Source organism: Peribacillus muralis (genome assembly GCF_001439925.1).
Classification (GTDB): Bacteria; Bacillota; Bacilli; order Bacillales; family DSM-1321; genus Peribacillus; species Peribacillus muralis.
In genome coordinates, this window is sequence record NZ_LMBV01000004.1 from 46,622 (window position 1) to 64,365 (window position 17,744).

The 17,744-nt window shown below is 42.1% G+C and carries 14 protein-coding genes; 13 read left to right on the forward strand and 1 reads right to left on the reverse strand.

The features are described 5' to 3' along the window. Window positions 1-89: 89 nt before the first annotated feature. From ASU00_RS06790 to ASU00_RS06840, 10 genes are all read left to right on the forward strand, one after another. Window positions 90-1,367: an ABC transporter substrate-binding protein gene (locus ASU00_RS06790; RefSeq protein ID WP_057912701.1), complete on the forward strand. Its 1,278-nt coding sequence runs from the start codon at window positions 90-92 to the stop codon at window positions 1,365-1,367. 68 nt (window positions 1,368-1,435) lie between these two features. Then, window positions 1,436-2,287 (forward strand): carbohydrate ABC transporter permease, encoded by an 852-nt coding sequence (locus tag ASU00_RS06795; RefSeq protein WP_057912702.1) that lies wholly within the window; start codon window positions 1,436-1,438, stop codon window positions 2,285-2,287. Window positions 2,288-2,376: 89 nt separating this feature from the next. Continuing rightward, complete coding sequence (locus ASU00_RS06800) at window positions 2,377-3,168, forward strand: carbohydrate ABC transporter permease (RefSeq protein WP_057912996.1); 792 nt, start codon at window positions 2,377-2,379, stop codon at window positions 3,166-3,168. Between the two features lie 11 nt (window positions 3,169-3,179). Continuing rightward, window positions 3,180-4,901, forward strand: a complete 1,722-nt coding sequence (locus tag ASU00_RS06805) for a glycoside hydrolase family 35 protein (protein ID WP_057912703.1) — start codon at window positions 3,180-3,182, stop codon at window positions 4,899-4,901. Between the two features lie 14 nt (window positions 4,902-4,915). Further along, on the forward strand, window positions 4,916-7,147 hold the full coding sequence (locus tag ASU00_RS06810) for an alpha-galactosidase (RefSeq protein ID WP_057912704.1): 2,232 nt from the start codon (window positions 4,916-4,918) through the stop codon (window positions 7,145-7,147). 3 nt (window positions 7,148-7,150) lie between these two features. Next, the gene (locus tag ASU00_RS06815; protein WP_057912705.1) at window positions 7,151-9,091 is read left to right on the forward strand and encodes a beta-galactosidase; all 1,941 of its coding nucleotides are present in this window, start codon (window positions 7,151-7,153) and stop codon (window positions 9,089-9,091) included. 1,044 nt (window positions 9,092-10,135) lie between these two features. Then, window positions 10,136-12,304: a DNA topoisomerase III gene (locus tag ASU00_RS06825; RefSeq protein ID WP_057912707.1), complete on the forward strand. Its 2,169-nt coding sequence runs from the start codon at window positions 10,136-10,138 to the stop codon at window positions 12,302-12,304. A gap of 105 nt (window positions 12,305-12,409) precedes the next feature. Then, window positions 12,410-12,838, forward strand: a complete 429-nt coding sequence (mntR, locus tag ASU00_RS06830; protein WP_057912708.1) for a transcriptional regulator MntR — start codon at window positions 12,410-12,412, stop codon at window positions 12,836-12,838. A gap of 249 nt (window positions 12,839-13,087) precedes the next feature. After that, on the forward strand, window positions 13,088-13,783 hold the full coding sequence (locus ASU00_RS06835; RefSeq protein WP_057912709.1) for a class I SAM-dependent methyltransferase: 696 nt from the start codon (window positions 13,088-13,090) through the stop codon (window positions 13,781-13,783). Further along, window positions 13,783-14,478, forward strand: coding sequence for an AIM24 family protein (locus ASU00_RS06840; protein ID WP_057912710.1), 696 nt, complete (start codon window positions 13,783-13,785; stop codon window positions 14,476-14,478). The genes ASU00_RS06835 and ASU00_RS06840 overlap by 1 nt, the downstream gene beginning before the upstream one ends. 84 nt (window positions 14,479-14,562) lie before the next feature. On the opposite strand, the gene metA is transcribed toward ASU00_RS06840, so the two are convergent. Next, the gene (metA, locus tag ASU00_RS06845; protein WP_057912711.1) at window positions 14,563-15,471 is read right to left on the reverse strand and encodes a homoserine O-acetyltransferase MetA; all 909 of its coding nucleotides are present in this window, start codon (window positions 15,469-15,471) and stop codon (window positions 14,563-14,565) included. Window positions 15,472-15,640: 169 nt separating this feature from the next. Here metA and ASU00_RS06850 point away from each other — a divergent pair, with 169 nt between their 5' ends. From ASU00_RS06850 to ASU00_RS06860, 3 genes are all read left to right on the forward strand, one after another. After that, window positions 15,641-16,174: a hypothetical protein gene (locus ASU00_RS06850; protein WP_057912712.1), complete on the forward strand. Its 534-nt coding sequence runs from the start codon at window positions 15,641-15,643 to the stop codon at window positions 16,172-16,174. A gap of 84 nt (window positions 16,175-16,258) precedes the next feature. Next, complete coding sequence (locus ASU00_RS06855; protein ID WP_057912713.1) at window positions 16,259-16,735, forward strand: glutathione peroxidase; 477 nt, start codon at window positions 16,259-16,261, stop codon at window positions 16,733-16,735. 130 nt (window positions 16,736-16,865) lie between these two features. Next, the gene (locus ASU00_RS06860) at window positions 16,866-17,711 is read left to right on the forward strand and encodes a DegV family protein (protein ID WP_057912714.1); all 846 of its coding nucleotides are present in this window, start codon (window positions 16,866-16,868) and stop codon (window positions 17,709-17,711) included. Window positions 17,712-17,744: the final 33 nt, after the last annotated feature.

Below are 17,744 nucleotides of genomic sequence, written 5' to 3' on the forward strand. Positions count from 1 at the left end.
TTGTAATTTTCTTGCTTATATTTTATTGTTAATTTTGTAAACGGTTTCAAATTTTCTGCATCTTTTTATCAAGAATTGGGGGGTACACGATGAAAAAGGTTAAAGTAATGAGTTTGATCAGTATAGTTCTTATCATCAGCATGCTCGCTGCTTGCTCGGGAGGTTCTTCTGAGAAGACAAGTAAGGATGATAAGAAATTAACGGCTTGGGCTTGGAATATTAACGTGCCGGTACTTGAAGCAGCGGCTGAGCGCTTCAAAAAAGAAAATCCTGGTTTCGAACTGGAAGTTATCGAAATCGGGAGGGAAGATGTTTATTCAAAACTAACGACAGGCCTCCAGGCGGGTGGACAAGGTCTACCTGATATCGTTCTTGTAGAAGATGATCGCATTCAAGGATATGCTGAATCTTATCCTAAAGCATTCTTAGATTTATCTAAATACGGTTTTGATGAGCATAAAGATAAATTTCCAGCAAGTAAAACGGATCTATTAACGGTGAATAACAAAGTTGTAGGCTTCCCATTTGACGGCGGCCCGACAGGCGTCTTTTACCGCTCTGATATTTTCGAAGAAGCTGGCGTAAAAGCGGAAGACATTCAAACTTGGGATCAATTTGTTGAAGCAGGTAAAGCCATTAAAGAGAAAACAGGCAAACCGATGCTTGGACTGGATTTAAACAATGATGACGGTCTTTATCGCATGATGATGAATCAGCAGGGTTCCCTTTATTTCGATGAAAAAGATGAACTTACTTTATCTTCACAAGAATCAATGAATGCTGCAAAGGTCATCAAGCAGCTTAAAGATGAAGGCTTAGTGAAGAATACTGTAGGCTGGGATGCTTGGATCAGTGCGATGGTAAGCGGCGAGGTTGCAACCGCTCCATCCGGCGCATGGCTCACAGGTTCAATCACAGGACAAGGTAAAGATACATCAGGCAAGTGGGGCGTGATACCTTTCCCGGCATTTGAAGAAGGTGGAAACCGTGCTTCTAATTTAGGTGGCAGCAACTACGTCATCATGAATTCCACAGATAAGAAACAAGAGGCGTATGACTTCCTTGAATTCTTCTCTACTGATGAAGAAACACAGCTTGAAGCAATGAAAGGTGGATTATTCCCGACTCTGAATACGATTTATGATGAGCCGATATTCACTGAAAAGCAGGAGTTCTTCTCTGGGCAGCCAATCTGGAGCACGTTCACAGCGCAAATGGATAGCATTCCATCTGTTAACTATACAGGTAACTATTCACTGGCAATGGATGAATCGATTAAAGCGCAGTCTGAATCCGTAAGCGGCAAGAAAACGATGAAAGAAGCTTACAAGGCAGCTGAAAAACGATTGGAAAACCGAATTAAATAACATGGAAAAATGAAAAGAAAGGGTCTGAATCTCATTCAGCCCTTTCCTAATTTAAGGTGGGATATTGCATGAGTCAAACACGTATAATTCCTTATTTGTTCATCGCCCCTGCAGTTATACTCTTTTTAGTTTTTACTGCATATCCGATTTTTTCTTCTCTTTTATTAAGCTTTCAAACCTTCGAGGCAGGGGAATACAGCTTTACTGGATTCGATAATTACGTCACATTATTCCATGATGAGATTTTCCATAAAGCCTTAATGAACACGTTTATCATTTTTATCGTTCAGGTACCGATCATGCTTATTCTCGCGCTTGTGCTTTCAAGTGTTTTGAACAGCGGATTGCTCCGCTTAAAAGGGTTTTTCAGGGTATCATTTTTCCTGCCTACCGTAACATCACTTGTTGCCTATTCCATCCTTTTCTCCATCATGCTTCAGGAGGAAGGAATCATCAATACGGTGATTGGATTTTTAGGGATTGAAGCAATCCCGTGGCTGTCAGATAGCTTCTGGGCAAAAGCTTCCATCATCCTTGCGATGACATGGAGATGGACCGGATACAACATGGTCATTTTCTTGGCAGCTCTTCAAAATATTTCAAACGATATGTATGAAGCTGCTTCATTGGATGGTGCAGGGAAAATAAGACAGTTTTTCTCCATCACCATTCCTCAGCTGAAACCGGTTATTTTGTTCGCTGGTACATTATCGACAATCGGAACGCTGCAGTTATTCGATGAACCATTCAACTTAACGAAGGGCGGCCCGGCTGATTCCACGATGACACTTGGCTTGTACATCTATCAAAACGGATTCGAATTCTTCCAATTCGGCTACGCCTCAGCCATTGCATATATCGTTGTTGTATTAGTAGGCATCCTAACGTTCATTCAATTTAAAGTGGCAGGTGATAGATAATGGAAGCTAAAACGAGCAACCGGATTGAACCGAATTTCCATAAGGATACAAAGGTGACACGAAACAAAAAAATACCGCAAAAGCTTGGCATGTACAGTATATTGATGATTTTTTTAATCATCTCGATTTTTCCATTTTATTGGATGTTTATCGGCGCTACAAACGACAGCGGAAAGATGTTCACGAATCCTCCGACACTAACGCCTGGCGATCAGTTTATGAAAAACTTTCAAAACTTGAACGAATCAATTAATATTCCACAAGTTATGTTTAATTCCCTGTTTGTATCGCTTATATACGTAGTTGCAGCGCTCGCCGTTTGTTCGCTTGCTGCCTACGCTTTTGCGAAATATGAATTCAAGGGCAGAAATTTTATCTTTACGGCTTTTTTGCTATCGATGATGATCCCTTATCAGGCAACGCTGATTCCGCTTTTCAGAATGATGTCTGAGCTGAACTTGCTGAATACGTATTTTGCAGTTATTGCACCACAGCTTTGCTATCCATTTGCCATTTTTTTGTTAAGGCAAAACTTCCTTGCGTTTCCGACAGAGCTGATTGAAGCAGCACGTCTTGACGGAGCAGGAGAACTGAAGATCTTCCTACAAGTTGTAGCGCCATCCATGCGCCCGGCACTTGCCGCAGCATCGATTTTCTTGTTCATGACGCAGTGGAACAGTTTCATGTGGCCGCTTGTTGTATTAAATGATGCAAGCATGTACACGTTCCCAGTTGCTCTTTCAAGCTTAATGGGTCTTTCATATATCGATTACGGTCAAGTCATGATGGGTGTGTCCATTGCGACAATCCCAATCATTATCTTCTTCTTAATACTGCAGAAGCAATTTATATCAGGCATGCTCGGCAGTGCAGTGAAATAGGGGTGGGAACTATGCTGAAGACTAAGGGGAACCAATTTTATTTACATGATGAGCCGTTTCAGATTTTATCAGGCAGCATCCATTACTTCCGGGTCGTACCTGAGTACTGGGAGGATCGGCTGTTGAAATTGAAGCAGCTCGGTTTGAACACGGTCGAAACGTATATACCTTGGAATGTTCATGAGCCGAGTAAAGGTGAATTCAACTTCGAGGGTTTGGCGGACCTGGAAAGCTTTATAAAAAAAGCCGAAGAATTACAGTTGTACGTCATCCTCAGGCCGGCTCCATACATTTGTGCAGAATGGGAGTTTGGTGGATTTCCAGGATGGCTTCTGAAGGAGCAGGGAATGGCGCTCCGCAGTTCGGATCCCGCTTTTTTTGAGCATCTGCGCGCATATTTTAACATCTTGCTACCGAAAATTGTGCCGCATCTAACCTCAAACGGCGGACCTGTTATCGCCGTTCAAGTTGAGAATGAATATGGCGCTTACGGGAATGATTTTGCCTATTTAGAAGCTTCAGCAGAGCTTTTTAAACAGTATGGAATTGATGTACTGTTATTCACCTCAGACGGACCTGAGTTCATGGAGCATGGCTCCATGAAGGACGCAGTAACAACCTTGAACTTCGGCTCCCGCTCTGAGGAAGCTTTTGCATCACTCGACATGTACCGACCGGATTCTCCAAAAATGTGTGCGGAATTCTGGATTGGCTGGTTCGATCATTGGGGTGGAAAGCATCATACGCGTGAGGCTGCCGAAGTGGCGGAGGAATATGAAAAAATGGTGGCTCTAGGTGCTTCCGTTAACTTTTATATGTTTCACGGCGGAACGAATTTCGGGTACATGAACGGGGCGAATCATTATGAGTTTTACACTCCTACCATTACTAGTTACGATTACGACGCGCTTTTGACAGAGTGGGGTGATCCGACTGAGAAATACGTTGCAATTAAACGAGTGCTCTCAAAATATAAGGACGTTCCATATGCAAATCCGCTTCCATCTGAAAAGAAACGGTATGGAGCCGTGGAGATGAAAACCGAAATGAGTGTGTTCGATTTTCTGAAACAAAAAACCGCGAAAACGCTCATTGCTCCGAAATCAATGGAAGAACTGAATCAGAACTACGGCTATATCCTTTACAAGACAACCATTACAAAACAAGGCGAGCTTGACATGGATATTACGCCAATTCGCGATAGAGCGTTTATATACATAAATGGAAAGCTGGAACGCACCATATACCGCAATGATGCGGAAAAGACCATTAAGCTACCATTCAATGAAAAGGAAAACATCCTTGAAATCTTTATTGAAAATATGGGCCGTGTCAATTACGGCAAGCATTTAAAAGACAGGAAAGGCATCATTGATAACCTTTGGATAGGCAACCAATACTGGTTTCATTGGGAAGTGTATCAGATTGATCCCGATGCGGAAGCCGTGTCGTTCATTGAAGGAAAAGATGATCGCTTTCCCCGCTTTTATAAAGGTGAATTCACAATTGAAGATGCTGCAGATACTTTTGTCGATCTTGAAGGGTGGACGAAAGGTAACGTGTGGGTGAACGGCTTTAACCTAGGTCGTTACTGGGTAACGGAGGGACCTCAAAAACGTCTTTACTTGCCGGGACCGCTTTTGAAAAAAGGAAAGAACGAACTATTGCTTATCGAGCTTGAAGGAACAGGTTCACATTCCATTACGCTTACAAATGAACCGAATATTGGCTAAAGGAGCTTGCTGCGATGCCTATTTTCATTAATAAAGAGAACAACCAATTCCACCTAACGAACAAAACGGTCAGCTATATCTTTCATGTCATGAAAAACGGTGAGCTTGGCCAGCTGTACTACGGAAAAAAATTGAACCATCGGCCCGATTTCTCTCATTTTGCCGCCTACCATATTCCGACTGCTGCAAGCTGCCATGGTGAAAAGACCGATCCTGCCTTTTCACTTGAAACCATTTGTCAAGAATATCCTGTTTACGGAACAAGTGATTTCAGAGAACCGGCAATTTCCCTGCGGCATCCAAATGGAAGCTCTGTCGGCAAGTTTGAATATGAAGGCTTTGAAGTGATAGATGGAAAAGAGCGTATCCCGGGCCTGCCGTCCACGTTTGCCAATGCTGGTGAAGCAAGCACTCTCATCATTGTCTTTTTTGATAAACTAAGAGATTTAAAGCTGAAACTCTTTTATACCATTTTTGAGAATACCGCTTGCATTACACGTCATGCCAGCCTGGAAAACGAGGGAGAGCATCCAGTCGACATCGAACGAATGATGAGTGTATCACTTGATCTTAGTGATCATGATTTTACGATGGTCCATCTTGCCGGAGCATGGTCAAGGGAAAGACATGTGAAAGAACGAAAGCTTCAAACAGGCATTCAGTCGATATCGAGTATTCGCGGAGCGAGTTCGCATCACCATAACCCGTTTATGGCACTGAGACGTCCGCATACAACTGAAATGAGCGGGGAGGCCTACAGCTTTCATTTTGTATACAGCGGGAACTTTTTAGCGCAAGCTGAGGTCGATCATTATGATGCAGTGCGTATTCAAATGGGGATTCATCCGTTTCAATTTAACTGGCGTCTGGATCAGGGCGAAGCATTCCATACACCCGAGGTTGTCATGACGTACTCCGATCAGGGGCTGAATGGTCTTACACAGTCCACTCACACTCTTTTCAGAGAGCATCTCATATCACCCGTGTGGCAAAAAAGAGAGCGTCCAGTGCTGATCAATAACTGGGAAGCTACTTATTTTGACTTTAATGCCGAAAAAATCGTCGCGATTGCAAAGCAGGCGAAGGAGCTTGGTGTTGAATTATTTGTTTTGGATGATGGCTGGTTTGGAAAACGGAATGATGATACATCATCATTAGGCGACTGGCTTGTTGACAAAAATAAATTGCCTGACGGAATCGACGCTTTGTCACAGTCGGTCCGTAACGCAGGGCTGAAGTTCGGTCTATGGTTTGAGCCTGAAATGATTTCTGAGAAAAGTGATTTATTTTCAAAGCATCCGGATTGGGTCATACATGATCCCGAGCGTCCAATTTCATACGGGCGCAATCAGTGGGTGCTCGATTACACAAGAGAAGAAGTAGTGGATTATATGTTTGAGAGAATTTCCTCCATTATTGAATCGGCAAAGCTCAGTTATATTAAATGGGATATGAACCGAAACATCACTGAAGCGTATTCCGCAGTGCTAGGCCAGGATCGTCAAGGAGAACTTTTCCACAGATACATTCTTGGAGTGTATGACTTGTATGAAAGACTGACTTCGAAATACCCTGACGTCCTTTTTGAATCATGTGCAGGGGGCGGTGGCCGTTTCGATGCAGGAATGCTTTATTATGCACCTCAGGCTTGGGCAAGCGATGATACAGATGCAGTGGAACGATTGAAGATTCAATACGGATCTTCCTTCGTCTATCCGATCTACAGCATCGGCTCGCATGTTTCCGATATTCCCAATCATCAGACACTGCGCAGAACATCCTTAAAGGCACGCGCTGATACCGCATACTTCGGTACGTTCGGCTATGAGCTGGATCCAAACAAAATGTCTGAAGAAGAAAAAACAGAGGTGAAAAATCAGATTGAAACCTATAAAACGCATCGTTCCTTGATTAAAACTGGTGATTTTTACAGATTGATCAGCCCGTTCGCTTCTAATGAAACAGCCTGGATGGTCGTCTCAAAGGATCAAACTGAAGCATTTGCAGGCTGGTACCAAGTACTTGCCGCACCAAGTCCGAAAAAAATAAATGTGCTGAAGCTTGCAGGGCTTGATGCGTTCAGTACCTATCATGTGAACGGGTCCGATCAGGCATATGGCGGAGATGAATTGATGCAAAGAGGACTGCCGCTTCCGGTTGAGTACAACGGTGTGAACAAGAACCAGGCAGAGCGAGGCGGAGATTTCCAATCAAACGTATTTCACTTAACGAAAAAAGGAGATTGAGATATGTATTTAGGCGTTGATTACTATCCCGAGCATTGGGATCCATCTATGTTAAGCGAAGATATTGAGAAAATGAAAGAAATGGGCGTCAATATGATTCGCATCGGCGAATTTGCGTGGCACTTAATGGAGCCCTCAGAAGGCCAATACGATTTTTCTTTTTTCGATGAAGTCATTAACCGGTTTAAGGCAGAAGGCATCGCGGTCATGTTCGGAACACCGACCGCAACGTTTCCAGCGTGGCTCGTAAAAAAACATCCAGATATTCTGCTTGAAGATGAGCAAGGAAACCCAAAATCGTTTGGAGGCAGAAGGCAGTATTGCTACAATTCTAAAAACTATCAAACGTATTCCTTAGCAATCGTCGAAAAGCTGGTCACTCATTATCGGGATGAAAGCGGCATCGTATCGTGGCAGATTGATAACGAGCTAGGCCATGAAGGGAGTGATATGTGCTACTGCGGTCAATGTAGAGAAGCGTTTCACACCTACCTTTCCATAAATTACAAATCTGTTGATGAACTGAATAAGCGCTGGGGCACGATTTTCTGGGGACAAACGTATAACGCGTTTGATGAAATTCCTGTTCCAAAGCCGACGATCACGGTTCATAATCCGGCGATGATGCTTGACTGGGCCAGATTTAGAAGCGAGTCTTTAAGCGGATTCGCAAACATGCACCTAAATCTCGTGAAAAAGCTGAAGGGGGATCATCAGGAGGTAACGACGAATCTACCGGGAGGATTCTTCGGAAAATGGTTTGACCATAATGAATTTTCAAGAGACCTAGATTTCGTTTCCTATGACAATTACCCGGTTTGGGGCGGGCTGACAGAGCCAGTTTCTCCAGCCTTCCTATCGTTCACGCTCGGATTTGTCCGCGGCATCAAACGCGAGAACTTCTGGATCGTTGAGCAGCTGATGGGAGCGCAAGGACACGATATCATCGGGTATCTTCCAAGACCAGGTCAAGCACAATTATGGTCGTACCACGCATTTGCACACGGATGCAGCAACATGCTGTTCTTTCGATTCAGGGGCATGAACAGAGGGGCAGAGCAGTATTGCCTAGGCATCATCGACGCAAATAATACCCGTTCACGTAAATTTTATGAAGTTCAGGAAGTGTTTAAAGAAGTCCGCAAGCACGAAGAAGTGTTCCAAATACCGATTAAATCGGATGTGGCCGTGATATATGATTTTGATAACATTTGGTCGATGCGCATTCAGCAGCAAAGCTCACAGCTTGAATTTACAAACGAATTAATGCGTTTGTACCAGCCGTTCCATGAAGTGAATGTTTCCGTGGACGTTCTAAAATATGACCATGATTTTTCAGATTATAAGGTTGTACTTGTACCAGTTCTTACACTTGTTGATGAAGAACTAGCAGCAAGGTTGAAAGCATTCACGAATAATGGCGGCACCGTGATTTTCTCTTTCCGTGCCGGCATGAAAAACAAAGACAACAACATTCCCTTAGGTGAAAATTTACCTTATCAATTAAAGGACCTTCTTGGCATCGAAATCGTTGAAGCCGAATCGCTTCATGCGGGCCAGCAGGTTTCCATCATTTCAAAAGATGGCAATGAAAACGGACAAGGACAGGTTTGGAGAGATCTAATCCGCACAACGACAGCAGATGCCCTTTATTCGTATAGCGATCGTTTTTATAAAAACTATGCAGCACTAACTGTCAATGAGTATGGAAATGGCCAAGCTTATTATGTCGGAACAGGTGCAGATGCAAGCGTGCTGTCAGATCTAGCTTTGACTGTTTTAAATGATCAAGGCATCTCATTCATTGAAAGCGAACCGGGCGTAGAAGTGGTCGTTCGTGGCAGACATGCGATCGTCATGAACCACAACCACGAGGAAGCAATCTTCGACGGGAATGAACTGCAGCCGTTTGAAACGAAGATATTGGAGTGGAACAAGATCTAGATTAAAATGTAGCAAAGTCAGGAAGGAAGCGTTTTTTAACAACATTATTGTCCGAGAATAAAAAAGGGACGGACGATGAACATGTGAATCCTTCACGAGACGCTTCTGAAGCATCCACGACAAACATTGAGAAATATATGCTTTTTAAATTACGAGAGATTGGTGTAAATAAAAAATTAAATAGCAATAAATAAAAGGCCTCGAGTAACTTCAGGCCTTTTATTTAATCGGTGGGCGAATGTTCTTAAATAAACCTTAAGGTTCTAGTTGCATAATAGAATAATTTGATTATTACTGGTTATCTCATATGCGACATTTTCTTGGGGATGATTAATTAATTTAAGGACTACTACATCTAATTCTTCTTCTGTAATCTGAGCTAGATCCCTTTTCTTAGGGGTAAATTCCTTATAAAACGAACTATTTAAGGTTGATTGGAGGGGAAATCAACAACACTGCATTACTTCAGGAATAGCAACAAAGTATGCGAAAACAATCTTATTTTAGATGTCGCTAATAATACAATTCGTCATGACTATAAACCAGGCTTCAGAAAATTTTCTTAACAACTAAGTTTGGATTCCCGTAGCTAACAACACCCACTACTGCAGTAGGCCGTACAGTAATTATGTCACTAGGTTTCAGTGTTGTTAGAATGGTATTGGACCCAGGGGAACGTGTTGTAAGCAGTGCTACGTTAGCTTGGAAGAACATATTTGAAGCAGCAACGGCAGTTGTATTATTAAGGAATAGACTGTATTGAGGATGTGGTAGTATTCTTGTTATGGAACGATCACTGAGTGAATAAAGGAGGAAGGATGATTTTGAAATACGAGAATATAGGTATTCGGCAACTAAAACGGCTGAATTCATGATTTCATGATTCACTTTTTTTTTTAATCCCCACATCTGATCATAGTAAAGTAACATCCCATGTTTCCTCACAACAGTTCCGTAAAAACTCACTCATCTCTAGCCGATTGTAATAATTAAGGTATAATAATAGGGAAAGAAATTTTTTTAATGGATTAGGTGAAGATGAACATGAAGCTAATCATTGCGGAGAAACCAGATCAAGGTTCAACGTTAGCAGCTCAATTTAAAACGAAGAAGCAGCAGGGATATATAGAAATCATGCCAAATGAACTTTTCCCCGATGGAGCTTATGTGACTTGGGCAGTCGGGCATCTATGTCAACTCGTATCACCGGAAACGTATCATTCGAATTGGAAGAAATGGTCGCTGGATACGTTACCTATGATTCCTGAGAGATTTCAATATGAAGTGACCCGGCAAAAGGCGAAGCAATTCAATGTCGTGAAGACGTTGCTTAGGAAGCAGGATGTAGATGAAATCATCCATGCTGGGGATGCCGGTCGTGAAGGAGAATTGATAGTACGCAACATCGTTCATTTATGCAGCATCCATAAACCGATGAAGCGTTTATGGATTTCCTCTTTGACCCCGAAAGCCATTTATGAAGGATTCCAAAATCTGATCAGCGAAGAAAAAACTAGGCCGCTTTATCATGAAGCGTATACGAGAGCTTGTGCAGACTGGGTTGTGGGCATGAATGCATCCCGGGCGTATAGCATTTTGTTAAAGCAAAAGGGCGTATCGGATGTTTTTTCAGCAGGCAGGGTTCAGACTCCCACTCTTGCTTTGATCGTGAAGCGGGAAATGGAGATTGAGCAGTTCAAGTCTGAACCGTTCTGGGAAGTGTTCGCTGATTTCAAGATGGATGGCAAGAAATATCAAGGGAAATGGCAGCAGAATAATGATTCAAGAATAAAAACAAAAGAACTTGCTGAAAAGATTGCCGCATTCTGCAAGGACAAGGAAGCGGAAATAGCCGAAATGGCTACAGAAAGAAAAGAATTTCAGCCACCTTTACTGTTCAATCTATCGTCATTGCAGGCAACCGTGAATAAGATTTATAAATATTCACCAAAGCAGACGCTCGATATCGTTCAAAGCTTATATCAAAAAGGAATCGTCTCATACCCACGTTCCGACTCCAACTATGTGACGGAGGGGGAAGCCGAGACCTTTCCCGATATATTGCAAAAGCTAAGTGGTTTTTCTGAATATGAATCACTTTTCCCATTGCCCCAAAAGAGCATCATCCATAATAAACGGTTCGTGAATGAAAAAAAAGTGACGGATCACTACGCGATAATTCCGACGGAGCAGGTTACCGACCCAAAGCGCCTTTCCGCTGAAGAACGGAATATATATGATTTGGTGGTACGCCGGTTGATTGCGGCACATTATGAGAAAGCCATTTTTGATTACACCACCATTAAAACGCTTGTCGATAAGCGTGCCGAATTCATTTCCAAAGGCAAGCAACAGATTCAAGAAGGATGGCGCAAAGTGATTTTCCAACATGACAAGGAGGACGACGATGTTCTATTGCCGTCCGTTTCAAAAGGGGATTCCGGACATGTCGCCAAAATTAAGGTGAAGGAAGGAAAAACACAGCCGCCAAAGCGCTATACGGAAGGCCAGTTGATCACCTTGATGAAAACGGCAGGAAAACACCTCGATAATGAAGAGTTGGAAAAGGTGCTGATGAAAACGGAAGGCCTTGGTACCGAAGCCACCCGGGCCGGTATCATTACCATGCTTAAAGACCGTAAATACATCGACGTCAAAAAGAACCAGGTATATGCAACGGATAAAGGAAAGGTGCTGATTACCGCCATCGGGGAGAAGATCCTCGCTTCGCCAGAGATGACAGCCAAATGGGAACAGCGATTAAGGGAAATTGGTGAAGGGAAGGCTTCAGCCGGAGCCTTTATGGAAGCCGTTAAAAAGATGTCCGCAAAAATCATCAGTGATGCTGTGGAGTCGTCTGGAAGTTGGGATTTCCAGGGGATGGATACCGAATCCATTCAAAGAAGCGGTTCTAAAAGGAGAAGCTCGGCATCTGTGGGCAGTTGTAAGCTATGTGGTTCCAAAATCGTCGATAAAGGGGAATTCTATGGATGTGTGAGTTATCAAAAAACGAAGTGTAACTTTACGATATCCAAAAAGATCCTCAATAAGAAAATCAGTCAGGTTAATATTAAAAAGCTGTTGGCGAGTGGGGAAACGGATTTGATAAGCGGTTTTAAAAAAGGAGAAAAGACCTTTGATGCGATTTTATCTTGGTCCCAGTCCGAAAAGAAGATCACTTTTACATTCCCGACCGAACAAGCCATTAAATAAACATGAAGAAACTTGATTAAAAGCGCCCTGAGACGATAACTGCTTGTTTCGGGGCCGTATATATAGTAAAATTTCTAGATATGCGTTTGAATGGGAGGTCTCCGAATGCCTACACCGAGCATGGAGGATTACATAGAGCAAATTTATTTACTTATTGAAGAAAAAGGGTATGCAAGGGTTTCCGATATAGCCGAAAATCTTTCTGTACACCCATCTTCTGTTACAAAGATGGTTCAAAAACTGGATCAGGAAAAATATTTAATTTATGAAAAGTACCGAGGTCTCGTTTTAACCGCTAATGGGAAAAAGGTCGGAAAAAGGCTCGTTTACCGTCATGAACTTTTAGAACAGATGCTAAGGTTGATCGGGGTCAAGGAGGAAAATATATATCAAGATGTTGAGGGGATTGAACACCACCTTAGTTGGAATGCCATCGATAGAATAGGTGATCTAGTCGAATTTTTTGCAGAATCTCCTGGCCGTGTGGAGGATTTACGAAAGATACAAAAACGAAATGAAGAAGATTCAAAATAAGCTGCCACTGGCAGTTTTTTTTATTTGTCCTTAAAGTAAAATCACATCTTTCTAAAACACGGCATGCCTCATTTTTATCACACAGGGTGTGTAAGGAGATGGTGCAAAACTCGTTAAAAAAGGATTTATAAACTAAAAACAGAATAGTTATACATAAGCCCTCTTATTCGTAGTTTATTGGTAACAGGAATCGGATATTGTTTCAGTTACTTATATAAAGAGGGGGCTTAATGGGAGGTGGAATGCTTAATGAATATACATACTTGGCATAAGGAATCGAAAAAGGAATGGGATGACTTTGCTCCTAAGTGGGTGAAGAATTCGCAAGAAATGTGGGAGACGGGTAGCCGGAAAAATATTATTCCGTTTTTTTCCGACTATGTGCAATCGGGATTGAAGGTGGCTGACATAGGCTGTGGAGATGGAGTTGGTTCTTTAAAACTGGCCCAAGCGGGATTCGAAGTGACTGGCATCGATTTATCCAGTGTCATGATAGATTTTGCAAAAGGGAAAACGGTTCGTCACTCCAATCTTTCATTTATTCAAGGAGATTTTAATGATCTCCCTTTCAAGGATGAAGAAATGGATGCGGCTATGGTCATTAATTCGTTGGAGTATACGGGCGAACCTTTAACCGTGATGAAGGAAATTCAACGGGTAATAAGGCCTGGAGGTTATATGTGTGTTGGTATACTTGGTCCGACAGCGGAACCACGGAAAAACTTCAGTTACCAACGGTTATTAGGGGACGAAGTGATCATGAATACCATGCTGCCATGGGAATTTGAGAAAATGGCAACGGAAACAGGATGGAAAACGGTCGCTGATACCGGAGTTGCGAAGAGAGGGGTGGACTATACTAAACTAGGACATTTCTCGAAGGATTTAAAGCAAGCGGTATCGTTCATGTGGTTATTCCTCCTTCAAAAAGAGGTGGTTGAGTGATGGAGAAGTATCAAATCGATCAATTTGTTGAAAAGACAAAGCAGCAGGATAAAGGGCAAGGCTTGTTTGAGCTTGAAACCGAACGAATTTTGGAAATCAACCTAGAACAGCAAATCTGGGCAAAGATGGGGACAATGGTTTCTTATCGCGGCCAAATAAAGTTCGAGCGGGAAGGGATTTTGGAGCACGGTCTTGGTAAACTGTTCAAAAAAGCGTTAACTGGTGAAGGTGCTTCTTTAATGAAAGCGACCGGAAACGGCAAGCTATATGTTGCAGATCAAGGAAAGAAGATTTCAATTATCCAGTTGAATGGCGAATCCATCTGTGTGAATGGGAACGATTTACTCGCATTTGAGCCAAGTATTCAATGGGATATAAAAATGATGCGACGCATTGCCGGGTTATTGGCGGGTGGTTTGTTCAATGTCAGGCTCGAGGGCAAAGGTATGGTCGCATTCACTTCCCATTATGAGCCGCTTACATTAATGGTCGAACCTGGAAATCCTGTCTATACGGATCCAAATGCCACAGTAGCTTGGTCAGGAGAACTACAACCAGAATTCGTAACGGATGTCTCGTTAAAGTCGTTTTTTGGAAGAGGAAGCGGTGAATCTGTTCAAATGAAATTCGTAGGTCAGGGGTTTGTGGTCGTCCAACCATTTGAAGAAGTATATTTTGGCAATAAGGAATCATGAAACATGAAAACCTGAGGCTTGGACTCAGGTTTTTTGTTTCCTGGATATTCACCTAAAAGAGTAAGCTTCATTTTTCTTACCCTTTCAATTCCATTCATATGGGGTGGATTGGTACACATAGTAGTTAAGCCAATTAGAGAACATTAGGCTGCAATGGCTCTTCCAGCGATGAAGTGGTACCTTGTTCGGATCATTTTCAGGATAATAATTTTCAGGAAGGGGTGTATCGATTCCACGTTCCCTATCGCGTTTGTATTCTTCTCCGAGTGTATCGGCATCATACTCGAAATGACCGGTCACCATAACTCTCTTCCCATCAACAGAAGCGGTCATCAGAACGCCTGCTTGATCGGACTGTGCCAAAATCTTCAATTCTGGGTGATTCACTAATTTTTGGTAGTCAATATCCGTATAGCGCGAATGAGGTGCCATGAAAAAGTCATCGAATCCGCGAACCAGATTTTCATTTGGTTGCAGTACCTCGTGAGTGTATACGCCGAAGCATTTCTTTGGCAGTTCGTATTTCCCTATTCCATAATGATGGTAAAGAGCTGCTTGAGCTCCCCAACAAATATGTAAGGTCGACGTGACATTTTCAGCAGACCAATTCATGATGCTTTGCAGTTCTTCCCAATAGTTAACGTCTGTAAATTCCAGTTTCTCCACTGGAGCACCTGTTATGATCATGCCGTCATATCTCTTTGTGCGGATATCATCAAATGATTTATAAAATTGATCCAAATGAAATTTACTTGTGTTTTTCGATTCATGTGTGCTTAAGCGCAAAAATGATATATTTACTTGAATGGGTGTATTGCCAAGAAAGCGCAGTAATTGAGCTTCCGTTTTTTCTTTCTCGGGCATAAGATTCAGAATCAATATATTCAATGGGCGGATTTCCTGATTGGTAGCTCTTTCCTCATCCATTACGAAGATATTTTCCTGTTCTAAAATTTCTTTAGCTGGCAGTTGTTCCGGAATTCTGATTGGCATGATTAGCCTCCTTTTTCAAAAATCATAATATTTTAATTATATAGAAAATTATTGAATAGAAAAGCTATTTTAATAATTTCTTAAAAAATCAGAAGGAAGTTGCCGGAGAATGATAAAATGGGGAGATTATGAATACATAAATTGAAAAATTGGGAGAGGTGTATGCAGGTTGTTTGATCCTACAGCATTCGAGAACATGAAGGTAGTATTGGAAGGGGCGGTTTATGATCGTGACTTCATCGGAGATATATTGGTCATAAGCCGTGATGAACTAGTGAACCTTTCTACCATGTCAAGATCTTATAAAATTGAGATGAAATTAAAGGAAGCAATAGCGCCCCAATCGATCAGCGGTGCCATCGAGATACACGCAACACTTCAGAATCTAAGTTCGGAGCTGCTTGATTCCAATGTGAATGAAACGCATTCCGGTTGTACGGTTGATATATTCATTTCTTTTCCGACAAAGCTTGATGAAGTGAGAGTCGAAGCATTTTTGAATGATTTGGAAAAGATTTGGGGAGATCGAAGGATCATTACAGTGAAAACGAGCGAAACGATCAGTAAAAAATCTGAACCTGTTCATTCTTCTTTATTTAAAGTATCGTTTGGAAGGCTTATAAAAGAAGAGCAGATGGAAGACTTGGAAGATATGGTAGAGTATCTGATACAATCCATACGAGCGGTGAATATTCCGGGATGACCGGAAGAGTTGGATGATTAATATTGGTAAAGATACGTTCGAATACGGTAGAATAACATCACCACATAAAGGGAGAGATCATTCATGTCCATTTACGAATTTGAAGTCATTAAGATCAATGGCGAAACCATCTCGCTTGAGGAATACAGAGGGAAAGTGATGCTTATCGTCAATACTGCCAGCAAATGCGGTTTTTCGCCACAGTATGATGATTTGCAAAGCTTGTATGTACAATATAAAGAGGACGGTCTAGTGGTACTAGGTTTTCCTTGTAATCAATTTCTGAATCAGGAGCCGGGCGATGATCTTGAAATTGATTCTTACTGTAAATTGAATCATGGTGTAACCTTCCCGATGTTTGCAAAGGTGAATGTAAATGGAAAGGAAGCTCATCCATTGTTCAGCTATTTGGCTGAAAATGCTCCAGGATTGATGGGTTCGAAATCAATAAAATGGAATTTCACGAAGTTTCTGATCGACCGTGATGGAAAGATCGTCAGTCGATACGCGCCCAAAACAAAACCTTTGGAGCTTGAAAGTGATTTAAAAAAATTATTATGATAAAACAACACGAGTTCATCAGAAGGAGCATGTTCTGTTGGGCTCTTTTTGTCAGTCCAAGCTATCGAAAGGAGACAGTTGGTGAGGAGGTTGAATAGTATAGGAGACACCAATTTAGGGGGGAGAAAGGATGGAACGAATTGCCTGGATAACGGATAGTACGGGGACCTTGGACGAAGAATTAACAAAGAATGAGCATGTATACGTCGTTCCGATGATCGTCATCATGGATGGGAAGGAATATGAAGACGGTGTCGATCTTTTACCTGATGAACTATACCGAAGGATGCGGGAGGAAAAAATTCATGCAACCACTTCACAGCCGTCGGTAGGCAAATTCCATGAGTTATACAAAAAACTTGAAACACGCTATGATCGAATTATAGCTGTGCATCTTTCAAGTGAATTGAGCGGTACCGTTTCCGCGAGCAGGCAAGCTGCACAAATGGTTACGATTCCCGTTAACATATTTGATACGTTACTCATTTCCTTTCCGATGATCTTAATCTTGAAAAAGCTGATGCACTATATAAATGAAGGGCACTCCATCGATTCAGCCTTTACGAAAACGAGGATGTATGCGGATAATCATGAAACCTATGTGGTGATCGGTTCTTTGGATCAGCTCCATCGCAGCGGCAGGCTTACGAACACACAGTATATTCTTGGAAGTCTTCTCAGCTTCAAGCCCATCATTTCGATTGAAAATGGCTTGCTTCAGACTAAATCCAAGCCTCGAAACCTCAAAAAAGCGGAAAATCAAATTTTCGCAGATTTTCGCCGGGCAATCGAAATGGGTAAAGTAAAAGAATGCACCATCTTATATGGTGGGGTGTTGGAAGAAGCCCGCAGGTGGAAAAAGCGGATATCACATGAATTTCCCCCCGTTATTACCCATATATCTCCGCTTGGCAGTGCGATAGGTGTCCATACCGGGGAACAGACGATTGGAATCAGTTGGTTCAATGAAGATTAAAGCACTACAATATTGAGAACCATGATAAAATGG